This is a genomic window from Allobosea sp. (assembly GCF_030694325.1).
GTDB lineage: Bacteria > Pseudomonadota > Alphaproteobacteria > Rhizobiales > Beijerinckiaceae > Allobosea.
In genome coordinates this window covers 1-11,323 of the sequence record NZ_JAUXYO010000243.1, presented here as the reverse complement: position 1 = coordinate 11,323, position 11,323 = coordinate 1, and the positions used below count along the sequence as shown (strand labels likewise).

Genomic DNA, 11,323 nt, shown 5'->3' with positions numbered 1-11,323 from the left:
GAGGCCGGGCTGTCGGTGGTGCTGCTCGACGAGGCCACCGCGCCGGGCGGGCAGGTCTATCGCGCGCCGCCGGCTGGTCTCTCGGTCGTGCCTGGCCAGCAGGGCGCCGACGAGCGGGCCGGGGACGCGTTGCGCAACGCGATCGCCGGCTCCTCTGTAATCTGGAAGGGCGGGGCGCGCGTCTGGTCGATCTCCGGCGCCTTTCGCGTCGATGCGGTGACGGCCTCGGGGAGCGAGAGCTTCATGGCGCCGCGGCTGGTGGCGGCGACCGGCGCGCATGAGCGGCTGGTGCCCTTTCCGGGCTGGACGACGCCCGGCGTGATCGGGCTCGCGGCCGCGACGATCCTGCTGAAATCGCAGGGCATGGTGCCGGGTCGGCGCACGGTGGTGGCTGGTTGCGGGCCGTTGCTCGCGGCGGTCGCGGCCAAGATCGTCGCCGGGGGCGGCACCGTCGCGGCGATCATCGATCTGTCGGGGCCCGGCGATTGGCTGAAGGCGCTGCCGGCCATGGCGAGCCGGCCGGATCTGCTGCGACAGGGTCTGGGATGGGCGCTGAAGCTGGGCGCGGCGCGCGTGCCGGTGCTGTTTCGCCATACGGTGACGGCCGTCTCCGGCGAGGAAGCCTGCGAGGCGGTGACGGTCGCGCCGGTCGATGCGGAGGGGCGGCTGACAGGCGGCCTTTCGCGCGTGTTCGAAGCGGATGCACTCGCCATCGGCCACGGGCTGGTTCCCGGCAGCGAGATCCCAAAGCTGCTGCGGGCTGCGCATCGCTTCGCGCCGGAGGCGGGTGGCTGGACGCCGGAGCGCGATGCGTTCGGGCGCTGCTCGGTCGCCGGCCTCTATGCGGTCGGCGACGGGGCGGCAGTGGCGGGGGCCGAGCCGGCGCGGCTCTCGGGGCGGCTCGCGGGGCTGGCCGCGGCGCAGGATGCGGGGCAGCTGCCGGACGATGTCTTCGCCCGGGAAGCAGGGGAGGCGCGCGCCGCGCTCGACAAGGCACTGGTCTTCGCCGGCGCGATCAACCGGCTGATGCGGGCGCGCCCGGCGATGGTCGAGGCGATTGCGCCTGAGACGGTGATCTGCCGCTGCGAGGATGTCCGCCGCGGCGAGATCGAGGCCGCCATCGCGGCCGGCGCGCGCGAGATCAACCAGCTCAAGCATTTCACCCGCTGCGGCATGGGCCCCTGCCAGGGCCGGATGTGCGGCGAGACGGCGGCGACGCTGCTCGCCCGCCATGTCGGCTCGCGCGAGGCGGCGGGCTACTGGACCGGGCGGCCACCGCTGCGGCCCGTGCCGCTGGCCGATCTGCTCGGCGAGTTCGACTATGCCGACATTCCCGTGCCGACTCCGGCCCCGCTATGAGCGCACGCTACGATCTCGCCATCGTCGGCGGCGGCATCCATGGCGCGACGGTGGCGCTGTTTTGCGCCCGCGCGGGCATGAGGACCGTGCTGTTCGAGCGCGGCGCGCTCTGCCGCGAGGCGTCGGGGGTGAATGCAGGCACGCTGACCATGCAGATGACGCGGGTGGCGCTGATCCCCTACGCGCTGCAGGCCCATGCGATGTGGGCCTCGGCGCGGGAGTGGCTGGGGCATGATGTCGGCGTCGTCGTCTGCGACGGGCTCTCGCTCGCCTTCACGCCGCGCGAGGCCGAGCTGCTCAGCTTCCGCGCCGGCAAGCGCCGCGAGGCGGGTGCGCCGATCGAGCTGATCTCGGAAGCCGCCGCGCGCGCGGTCGAGCCTGGGCTCGGCGAAGGCGTCCTGCTCGCCGGGCACTGCAAGGTCGATGGCTACGCCAACGCCTACCTGACGGGGCAGGCCTATCGCGCCGCGCTGATCGAGGCCGGGGTCGATCTGCGCGAGGACATGCCCGTGTCGGGCGTCGAGCGCGAGGAGGGCGGTTTTGCCGTCCAGACCGCGGCAGGCCCGGTGCGGGCGACGCGGCTCGTGCTGGCGGGCGGCGTCTGGCTGGAGGAGATGGCGGCCTGGCTCGGCATTCATCTGCCGATCAGGGTGCTGGTGAACCAGCTCGCCGTGACCGAGCGCGTGGCGCCGGTGATGCGCACGGTGGTCGGCATCGCCAGCGGGCTTTTGTCACTGAAGCAGTATCCGCATGGCACGGTGGTGATCGGCGGCGGCTGGCAGGGCCGGGGCGACCGGGAGCGCGGCGGCGTCGAGCTCGTGCCCGAGAGCCTGATCGGCAATATGCGCCTCGCCTGCCATGCGATCCCGGCGCTGCGGAATACCAGGCTGGCGCGCGCCTGGGCGGGGCTGGAAGCCGAGACGGCCGATGCGCTGCCGGCGGCCGGGCCGATCCCGGGCATCCCCGACGCCTATATCTGCGGCAGCGTCCATTCCGGCTACACCAGCGGCCCCTACATCGCCCGACTGCTCGCCCAGCGGATCCTCGGGCAGGAGCCCGCCGACCCGCTCTTCCCGATCGACCGGCTGCTGGCATCGCCGGCCGCTCCGACCACCCCATTCGCCGATGCAGGCCGAGCCACCGATGAACAGCCACAGCCTATCTGACCCCGCCTCCGCATCCGATGCCCTCGTCACTGCGGCCATCGCGCGCCTGACCGGCATCCATGCGGCGACGATCTGCCCGATGACGCCGGATTTCCGGATGGACGAGCAGGCGCTCGCCGACCATGTCGCGGCGGTCGGGCGGCATGACGGCATCGAGGGCCTGCTGATCAACGGCCATGCCGGCGAGAACTTCCTGCTGACGCGCGAGGAAAAGCGCCGCGTCGTCGCGATCTGCCGGGAGGTGCTGGGGCCGGGCGTCTTCCTGACCAGTGGGGTCAACGCGGAATCGAGCCTCGACGCGGCGCTGCATGCTGGTGATGCGGAGGAGGCGGGTGCCGACGCGATCCTGCTGTTCCCGCCCAATGCCTGGGGACTGTTTCGCGACCGCGACTCGGCGCTGCTGCACCACCGGCACGCCATGGCGGGCTGCGGTCTGCCCTTCCTGCTCTATCAGGCGCCGGTGGGGGCGGGCGCCATGCCCTATGACCCCGCGACGCTGGCGGGGCTTGTCGCCCTGCCGCGCGTCTGCGGTATCAAGGAGGGCAGCTGGGAGGTCGCGACTTATGACGCCAACCGGCGGCTCGCCAAGGCTCTGCGGCCCGATCTCGCGGTGCTGGGCTCCGGTGACGAGCATCTGCTGACGAGCTATCTGATCGGCTCCGAGGGTAGCCAGGTCAGCCTCGCGGCGGTGACGCCGGCGCCGCTGGTGGCGCTCTGGCGCGCGGCGCAAGCGGGCGACTGGGAGCAGGCCAAGCACTGGCACGATGCGATCTATCCGCTCGCCTGCGCGGTCTATCGCGAGGCGCCGGGCGGGCGCGCCACCACCCGGCTCAAGGCCTGCCTGAAGATCCTCGGGCGGCTCGCCTGCGATGCCGTGCGCCCGCCCTTCGCGCCGCTGCCGCCCGAGGAGTACCGCCGGCTCGAGTCGGCGCTCGCCCATGTCGAAAAAGCCGGCGCCCCGCGTTGACATTCGCGCCGGGCGATGGCCTGATTGCATGCCAAACGTATACAATAGTTGCGCTGATGCGCCTGTCTGAGGAGGCTTGTATGACGATGTCGCGCTTCGCCTGCCTGCTCGCCGCCTGCCTCGGACTGGCCGCGACCGCGCCGGCCTCGGCCCGTTCCCTCGATGAGATCCTGAGGGCCGGCGAATTGCGCGTCGGCGTCAATCCGACGCTGCCGCCGCGCGCTTTGTTCAACGAGAAGAACGAGATCGACGGCTTCGAGCCCGAACTGGCGAAGGCGGTGGCCGAGAAGCTCGGCGTCAAGCTGACGCTCGTGCAGGTCGGCTCGCCCGACCGCATCCCCTTCGTCGTGGCCGACAAGGTCGACGTCGTGATGGGCGCGATGAGCCGCACCTCCGAGCGCGCCAAGGTGATCGACTTCACCGCGCCGATCCATTCCGAGAATTACGGGATCGTCACCACCGATTCGAAGCCGTTCACGAAGCTCGCCGACCTCAACAGCGAGAGCGTGACGCTGATCCAGGTGCGCGGCACGACCGCGATCCCCTTCATCCAGAAGAACCTGCCCAAGGCCAAGCTCGTCCTGCTCGACAACTACAACGACCGCGACCGGGCGCTGGCACAGGGGCGGGGCGACGCGTCCTTCGACGGGATCGACGCGGTGGCCTACCGGCTCAAGATCTTCCCGGCGATCAAGTGGAAGGTGATCCCTGCGCCGGAATACGGCGTCACCTATTCGAGCTTCGGCGTCGCCAAGGGCAATTATTCCCTGCGCGACTGGCTCAACATCGCGCTCTACGAATTGCATACGGCCGGCACGGTCGAGGCGATCTGGGAGAAGTGGTTCCTCAAGCCGATGGACACGAAAGTGCCCGTCACACCGTATTTCTGATGCGCTATCGGCCTTCCCTCTCGGCCCTCATCCTGAGGAGCGCTCCGCAGGAGCGCGTCTCGAAGGATGGTCCAGCCGGCACCGGAGCCTCCGGGAGCATCCTTCGAGACGCCGCTGCGCGGCTCCTCAGGATGAGGGCTGCGGGGCCTGATGGTCGGCTTCCGAGGCCTGTCGCCTGATGGCCTACACGCTCCAATACGGGCAGGTGACGCCCTATCTCGGCTATCTCGCCGGCGGCGCCTGGCTGGCGCTGCAGCTGGCGGCGATCGCCTTCGTGATCGGCTGGGCGATCGGGCTCGTCTGCGCGTCGGTGCTCGAATACGGGCCGCGGCCGCTGCGCTGGCTGGTCAAGGCCTATGTGGTGTTCTTCCTGAACACGCCGCTGCTGGTGCAGATCTTCTTCCTGTACTTCGCGCTGCCGGACTGGGGCATCGTGCTCGGCTCCTACCAGGCCGTGCTGCTGGGCATGGCGATCAATGCCGGCGCCTATCTCACCGAGATCCAGCGGGCGGGCTTTCGCTCGATCCGCAAGGCGGAGATCGAGGCGGCGGAAACGCTGGGCTTCTCGCGCATCCAGATCATCCGCTACGTCGTTCTGCCGCATATCGGCAAGGTTCTCTTCCCGCCGTTGTCGAACCAGTACATCATCCTGACGATGACGACCTCGATCGCCGCGATCTTCGGCGTCGAGGAGCTGACCGGGCGGACCTACAACATCAACGCCCAGACCTTCCGCTCCTTCGAGATCTTCTCGATCGCGGCTCTGTACTACATCGCCCTGACCCTGGTCGCGAGCGCCGCGCTCTACGCCGTCGGGCGCTATTTCTTCCGCATCAAGGGCAAGGTCTTCTGATGGAGCGGCGTGGTCCGACGACGGAGGGCTGCCGATGGCCTCGCTGATCGAGGAGGCGCCGCGCTTCTTCGGCTATTACAATCTGATCTTCCTCGGGCAGGCCTTCGCCTATACGGCGCTGCTCTCGCTGGTCGGCTGCGGGCTGGGCTTCCTCGTCGGCTTCATGCTCGCGGTGCTGCGCAACGAGCGGATCGTCGGCTTCGCGCCGCTGCGCTGGTTCGCCACGATCTATGTCGAGATCTTCCGGCGCATCCCCTTCCTGGTGAAGCTGATGGTGGTGTTCTTCGCCTTCCAGCTCGCCGGCCTTGACGCCAGCATGTTCGCGGTCGCCGCCACCACGGTCGCGCTCTCGGCCTCGGCCTTCTCGGCCGAGAACATCCGCGCCGGGCTGGAAGCCGTGCACAAGAACCAGTGGGACGCGGCCGAGACCATGAACATGGGCGGGCTGACCGCATTGCGCCGGGTGATCCTGCCGCAGGCCTGGGCGATCATCATCCCGCCCTCGATGACCTATTCGGTCGGGCTGGTGAAGAGCACCTCGATCGCCTCGCAGATCGGCGTCGTCGAGCTGACCTACGCCGCCAAGATCCTGAACCAGAAGGGTTTCTCGGCGGCGATCTGCTTCGGCACCATCCTGATCCTGTATTTTCTCCTCTGCTATCCCCTGAACCTGTTCGCATCGCATCTGGAGCGTCGGCTTGCCCCATCTCGTCATCGATAGGCTCAGCGCCAATTACGGCACGGCGCCGGTCCTGCAGGATGTCTCGCTGTCGGTCGAGCGCGGCGAGATCGTCTCGATCATCGGCCCCTCCGGCTCGGGCAAGAGCACGCTGCTGCGCGTGTTGACCGGGCTTTTGAAGCCCCATGCCGGCGTCGTCCATGTCGCCGGAGCCCAGGTCGACTATGGCAGCGCGGCAGCGCTGAAGAAGGTGCGCGACCGCTTCGCCGTGGTGTTCCAGCAATACAACCTGTTCCAGAACATGACGGCGCTGCGCAACGTCACCATCGCGCCGACCATCGTGAAGAAGCGCGACGCCGCCGAGGTCGAGCGGGAGGCCCGCGCCCTGCTCGAGAAGGTCGGGCTGTCGCACCGGATCGAGGCCTATCCAGACGAGCTGTCCGGCGGCCAGCAGCAGCGCGTCGCGATCGCCCGCGCGCTGGCCCTGAAGCCGGAGATCCTGCTGCTCGACGAGGTGACTTCGGCACTCGACCCCGAGCTCGTCGCCGAGGTGCTGGACACCATCCGCGTGCTCGCCGCCGAGGGCATGACCATGCTGATCGTCAGCCACGAGATGGGCTTCGTCCGCGAGATCTCGAGCAAGGTCGTGTTCATGGCCGACGGCAAGGTCGTCGAGGTCGGCCCGCCCGAGCAGATCTTCGACGCGCCGCAGACCGAGCGCTGCGCCGATTTCGTCCGCCGCATCCTGCGGCACTGAAGAACTGCGGCACTGAAGGAAGAGCCCGATGAGCTACGGCATGCACTACCTGAAGGGCGCGGTGGATTGCCATGTCCACACCTGCCCGCATCTCAACGGGCGCAGCGCCAACATCTTCGAATCGGTGCGCCAGGCGGCCGCGGCCGGCATGCGCGCCATCGGGCTGATGGACAATTTCATGAACTCGTCGGGCTATGCCGCGCTGGCCGCGGCCGAGCTCGGCCATCTCGGCATCGAGATCTTCGGTGGGCTGATCATGCAGCCGACCGCCGGCGGCGTGACCTATGAAGCGGCCCGCAATGCCGTCGATTACGGCTACGGTCCGGGAACGGGCGCGCGCTTCCTCTCACTGCCGACGCATCACACCAAGGCCGTGGCGCGGCGCGAGGGGCGCACGGGGCTCTATCTCGAAGCCGCCTTCGGCGTAGATGAGAGCGGCAAGGTGCCCGACCCCGTGCCCGCGATCATCGACCTCTGTGCCGAGCGCGACATCGTCTTCGATTGCGGCCATGTCGATGGCTGGGAGGCCGTGGCGCTGGCGGAAGAGGCGAAGAAGCGGGGGGCTGCCCGTGTGCGCACCCATGCCGGCGGCTACGACACGCAGACCATCGAGACGCTGGTCGGCCTCGGCGCCTATTGCGAGTTCTCGTTCTTCGTCCTGACGCATGCGACGCAGGTCGGGCTCACCCATGTCGACCAGGAAAAGCACCGCGCGCCCTCGAAGACGGTGCAGGATCTGACGCCGAAGATCCGCGCGGCCGGCGACCGGGCGATCGTCTCGGGCGATGCCGGCATCTATCTGCTGGCGCCACCGGTCGAGGCGTTCCGGGAATTCATGGTGCTGCTGGAAACGGACGGTTTCTCCGAGGCGGAGCTGCGCGCGATGAACACCACCAACCCGGTCGATCTCTTCCGGATCGGAAGCTTCGCCTGAGGCTGGCGCTCACCGAAAAACGCCCGGCAAAGGCCGGGCGCGAGTCGGTTGGAAGAGCGTGGGGAAGGGTGACGCTGCGCGCTACTTCTTCTTCCCGTCCGGGCCGAACTGCTTGAGATAGGCGATCAGGTTGGTGATCTGGGCGTCGTCCTTGAGGCCCGGATAGATCATCTTCGTGCCGGGCGTGACGCCGCGCGGATCCTTGATGTAGACGCGGAAATTCTCCTCGCTCCAGACCTTGTCGAGCGACTTGTAGGCCGCCGAATAGGTATAGCCCTCGTGGGTGCCGGCCTTGCGATTGTCGAACAGGCCGTTCAGCACGGGGCCCACGGCGTTCTTGGCGGTTTCGCCGACCTGATGGCAGGTCCGGCACTGCAGAAAGACCTTCTCACCGGCGGCGACGTCCTGTGCCTGGGCCGGGGTGGTGAGGAGGGTGACGACGGCGGCTGCGGCTGCGTAGGCAAGCTGTCTCATGGCATGTGACCTTTCCGAGACTTCGTCCAATTCCAACAAGACGATACGCGGGAAACGGTTCCGGCGATCACCCTGTCCTCGCTCATTCTGGTCTTCGGGCCTCGCGCCTCTTGCGGATCGTCGGGGGCCAACCGTCCAAAAAGCACGACCAAAGCGATTGCATGTCGTGCGAGTCCTTCGTAGTGTATCGTCAGCCTTACAGCAATATGTAAATCGAAACTGACATATCGGCACGGTAAGCGAAGGGGAACGCAATGCCCGATACCCCGCTTCTGGACAGCGTCACGGTTCCTGCCGATCTGCGCCGTCTCACGGTGAAGCAGCTCAGGCAGCTCGCCGAGGAACTCCGCGCCGAGACGATCGACGCCGTCTCGGTCACGGGTGGTCATCTCGGGGCCGGACTCGGCGTGGTCGAACTCACCGTTGCGCTTCATCACCTCTTCGAGACGCCGCGCGACACGCTGATCTGGGATGTCGGGCACCAGGCTTATCCGCACAAGATCCTGACCGGGCGTCGCGATCGTATCCGCACGCTGCGCCAGGGCGGCGGCCTCTCCGGCTTCACCAAGCGCGAGGAGAGCGAATACGACCCCTTCGGTGCCGCCCATACCTCGACCTCGATCTCGGCGGGGCTGGGTTTCGCTGTCGCCCGTGATCTCAAGGGCGAGGACGGGCATGTGGTGGCCGTCATCGGCGACGGCGCGATGTCGGCCGGCATGGCCTATGAGGCGATGAACAATGCGGGTGCGCTCGGCAAGCGGCTGATCGTCATCCTCAACGACAACGACATGTCGATCGCCCCGCCCGTGGGGGCCCTGTCGGCCCATCTGGCCCGGCTGCTGTCGGGCAAGGCCTATCTCTCGCTGCGAGACCAGGGCCGCCAGCTCACCCGCAGGCTCGGCCGCGGGCTCGATTCCAAGATCACCCGTGCCGTCGAGCATGCACGCGGCTATCTCACCGGCGGGACGCTGTTCGACCAGCTCGGATTCTACTATGTCGGCCCGATCGACGGGCACAATCTCGACCATCTGGTGCCGGTGCTGCGCAATGTGCGCGATGCGCCGAACGGGCCGATTCTCGTCCATGTCGTGACGCAGAAGGGCAAGGGCTATGCGCCGGCCGAGGCGACGGCGGACAAATACCATGCCGTGGTCAAGTTCGATGTCGCCAGCGGCGTGCAGGAGAAGGCAGTCTCGGGCGCGCCCGCCTACACCAAGGTGTTCTCGCAGGCGCTGCTGCGCGAGGCGGCGCAGGACGACCGGATCGTCGCGATCACCGCGGCGATGCCCTCCGGCACCGGGCTCGACGCCTTCGCCAAAGCCCATCCCTCCCGCTTCTTCGATGTCGGCATCGCCGAGCAGCATGCGGTGACCTTCGCCGCCGGGCTCGCCTGCCAGGGGCTCAAGCCGGTCTGCGCGATCTACTCGACCTTCCTGCAGCGCGCCTATGACCAGATCGTCCACGACGTCGCGCTGCAGAAGCTGCCCGTGCGCTTCGCCATCGACCGGGCCGGGCTGGTCGGCGCCGATGGCGCGACCCATGCGGGGGCCTTCGACACTGCCTATCTCGGCTGCCTGCCCGGCTTCGTGCTGATGGCGGCGGCCGACGAGGCCGATCTCGTGCATATGGTCGCCACCGCCTGCGCCCATGACGAGGGGCCGATCGCATTGCGCTATCCGCGCGGCGAGGGCCTCGGCGTCGCGCTGCCCGAGACCGGCGCGCCGCTCGAGATCGGGCGCGGTCGGGTGCTGCGCGAGGGGACGCGCGTCGCCATCCTCTCCTATGGCACGCGGCTGGGCGAATGCCTGCAGGCGGCGCAGACGCTGGACGGGATGGGGCTGTCGACCACGGTCGCCGATGCCCGCTTCGCCAAGCCGCTCGACCGGGCCCTGATCCGGCGCCTGGCCCAGCATCACGAGGCGCTGATCACGGTCGAGGAAGGCTCGGTCGGCGGCTTTGGATCCTTCGTGCTGCATGCGCTGGCTGATGACGGGCTGTTCGAGGCCGGGCTGAAGATCAAGACGCTAACCCTTCCGGACCGCTTCCAGGACCAGGATACCCAGCCCCGCATGTATGCGGCGGCGGGGCTCGACGCGGCGGCAATCGTAGCGGTGGCGACGGGGCTGTGCCGCCCGAGCCAGGCGGCCTGGCGCGCGGCCCAGGCGGGTTCGGCGGCGCTGAGATTGGTGCCGGCGCATCCGCCTGCGACGGGTCCGCTGCACGAGGCTTCGACATGAACGCCGTGACGCCCTTCAAGCGCCCGCTGACGGTGCTGCTGGCCAAGCCGCGCGGCTTCTGCGCCGGCGTGGTGCGGGCGGTCGAAATCGTCGAGCGCGCCATCGCGCAGGCGGGCGCACCGGTCTATGTCCGCCACGAGATCGTGCACCACACCCATGTCGTCGAGGGACTGCGCGCGCAGGGGGCGGTCTTCGTCGGTGAGGTCGACCAGATCCCGGCGGGTGCGACCACGATCTTCTCGGCCCATGGCGTATCGCGCGGGGTCGAGGTGGCGGCGGCGGCGCGCGGGCTCGACGTGATCGACGCGACCTGCCCGCTCGTCCAGAAGGTCCACAATCAGGGGCGTCGCTATGCGCAGCTCGGCTACGACGTGGTGCTGATCGGCCATGAAGGCCATGCCGAGGTCGAGGGCACGCGCGGCCAGATCGACGGGCGCCTGCATGTCGTCGCGACTGCCGCCGAGGTGGCCGGGCTGGTCGTCGCCGATCCCGAGAAGGTGGCCTATATCAGCCAGACGACGCTGAGCGTGCAGGACACGCGCGAGGTCATCGCCGCGCTGACCGCGCGCTTCCCGGCGATCGTCGGCCCCGACATCCGCAACATCTGCTACGCGACCCAGAACCGGCAGGCGGCGGTGCAGGCGATGGCGCCGCAGTGCGAGCTCATCCTCGTCGTCGGCTCGCGCTCTTCCTCCAACACGACGCGGCTGCGCGAGGTCGGCGAGATCGCCGGCGTCGCGAGCCATCTGATCGAGGGGCCGGATGCGATCGACCCGGGCTGGTTCGAGACGGTCGAGACGGTCGGCTTCACGGCGGGGGCCTCGGCGCCCGAGCGGCTGATCCAGGATGCGATCGACCGCCTGCGCGGATTCCGCTCGGTCACCGTGCGGGAGCTCGAGGGCGTCGACGAGGAGGTGGTGTTCCGCCTGCCGCCGCGCCTGGTCGAGGCGATGGCGTCCTGAAACGGGGAGAGACGGCGATGGACGGGCTCCTGGATCATGCGGATG

Annotated in this window: 11 protein-coding genes; 10 read left to right on the top strand and 1 reads right to left on the bottom strand. The window is 68.7% G+C overall.

Annotated elements, in window-relative coordinates; genetic code table 11:
- The 8 genes from Q8M82_RS16210 to Q8M82_RS16175 all read left to right on the top strand — a co-directional run.
- On the top strand, window positions 1-1,359 hold a 1,359-nt coding region (locus Q8M82_RS16210), incomplete at its 5' end, for an FAD/NAD(P)-dependent oxidoreductase (protein ID WP_305692360.1).
- Window positions 1,356-2,525 (top strand): NAD(P)/FAD-dependent oxidoreductase, encoded by a 1,170-nt coding sequence (locus Q8M82_RS16205; RefSeq protein WP_305692359.1) that lies wholly within the window; start codon window positions 1,356-1,358, stop codon window positions 2,523-2,525. The genes Q8M82_RS16210 and Q8M82_RS16205, both read left to right, overlap by 4 nt.
- Window positions 2,503-3,492: a dihydrodipicolinate synthase family protein gene (locus tag Q8M82_RS16200; RefSeq protein WP_305692358.1), complete on the top strand. Its 990-nt coding sequence runs from the start codon at window positions 2,503-2,505 to the stop codon at window positions 3,490-3,492. Before Q8M82_RS16205 ends, Q8M82_RS16200 begins: the two co-directional genes overlap by 23 nt.
- An 80-nt stretch (window positions 3,493-3,572) precedes the next feature.
- A complete protein-coding gene (locus tag Q8M82_RS16195; protein WP_305692357.1) occupies window positions 3,573-4,382 on the top strand; it encodes a transporter substrate-binding domain-containing protein in 810 nt (269 codons plus the stop codon).
- A 178-nt stretch (window positions 4,383-4,560) separates the two neighbouring features.
- A complete protein-coding gene (locus Q8M82_RS16190) occupies window positions 4,561-5,235 on the top strand; it encodes an amino acid ABC transporter permease (RefSeq protein WP_069056313.1) in 675 nt (224 codons plus the stop codon).
- Window positions 5,236-5,269: 34 nt separating this feature from the next.
- A complete protein-coding gene (locus tag Q8M82_RS16185) occupies window positions 5,270-5,956 on the top strand; it encodes an amino acid ABC transporter permease (protein WP_305692356.1) in 687 nt (228 codons plus the stop codon).
- Window positions 5,934-6,671: an amino acid ABC transporter ATP-binding protein gene (locus tag Q8M82_RS16180; protein WP_069056311.1), complete on the top strand. Its 738-nt coding sequence runs from the start codon at window positions 5,934-5,936 to the stop codon at window positions 6,669-6,671. Before Q8M82_RS16185 ends, Q8M82_RS16180 begins: the two co-directional genes overlap by 23 nt.
- A 28-nt stretch (window positions 6,672-6,699) precedes the next feature.
- On the top strand, window positions 6,700-7,605 hold the full coding sequence (locus Q8M82_RS16175) for a DUF6282 family protein (RefSeq protein ID WP_305692355.1): 906 nt from the start codon (window positions 6,700-6,702) through the stop codon (window positions 7,603-7,605).
- 81 nt (window positions 7,606-7,686) lie between these two features.
- On the opposite strand, the gene Q8M82_RS16170 is transcribed toward Q8M82_RS16175, so the two are convergent.
- Complete coding sequence (locus tag Q8M82_RS16170) at window positions 7,687-8,079, bottom strand: c-type cytochrome (RefSeq protein ID WP_305692354.1); 393 nt, start codon at window positions 8,077-8,079, stop codon at window positions 7,687-7,689.
- A gap of 254 nt (window positions 8,080-8,333) precedes the next feature.
- Here Q8M82_RS16170 and dxs point away from each other — a divergent pair, with 254 nt between their 5' ends.
- Together dxs and ispH are read left to right on the top strand one after the other, a co-directional pair.
- Window positions 8,334-10,316, top strand: coding sequence for a 1-deoxy-D-xylulose-5-phosphate synthase (gene dxs / locus Q8M82_RS16165; RefSeq protein ID WP_305692353.1), 1,983 nt, complete (start codon window positions 8,334-8,336; stop codon window positions 10,314-10,316).
- A complete protein-coding gene (gene ispH / locus Q8M82_RS16160; protein ID WP_305692352.1) occupies window positions 10,313-11,278 on the top strand; it encodes a 4-hydroxy-3-methylbut-2-enyl diphosphate reductase in 966 nt (321 codons plus the stop codon). Before dxs ends, ispH begins: the two co-directional genes overlap by 4 nt.
- The last annotated feature ends 45 nt before the right edge of the window (window positions 11,279-11,323 follow it).

Coding starts and splice junctions, on each gene's coding strand:
- dxs (WP_305692353.1), top strand. CDS start 8,334: ATGCCCGATACCCCGCTTCTGGACAGCGTCACGGTTCCTGCCGATCTG.
- Q8M82_RS16175 (WP_305692355.1), top strand. CDS start 6,700: ATGAGCTACGGCATGCACTACCTGAAGGGCGCGGTGGATTGCCATGTC.
- Q8M82_RS16185 (WP_305692356.1), top strand. CDS start 5,270: ATGGCCTCGCTGATCGAGGAGGCGCCGCGCTTCTTCGGCTATTACAAT.
- Q8M82_RS16205 (WP_305692359.1), top strand. CDS start 1,356: ATGAGCGCACGCTACGATCTCGCCATCGTCGGCGGCGGCATCCATGGC.
- ispH (WP_305692352.1), top strand. CDS start 10,313: ATGAACGCCGTGACGCCCTTCAAGCGCCCGCTGACGGTGCTGCTGGCC.
- Q8M82_RS16195 (WP_305692357.1), top strand. CDS start 3,573: ATGACGATGTCGCGCTTCGCCTGCCTGCTCGCCGCCTGCCTCGGACTG.
- Q8M82_RS16170 (WP_305692354.1), bottom strand. CDS start 8,079: ATGAGACAGCTTGCCTACGCAGCCGCAGCCGCCGTCGTCACCCTCCTC.
- Q8M82_RS16200 (WP_305692358.1), top strand. CDS start 2,503: ATGAACAGCCACAGCCTATCTGACCCCGCCTCCGCATCCGATGCCCTC.
- Q8M82_RS16190 (WP_069056313.1), top strand. CDS start 4,561: ATGGCCTACACGCTCCAATACGGGCAGGTGACGCCCTATCTCGGCTAT.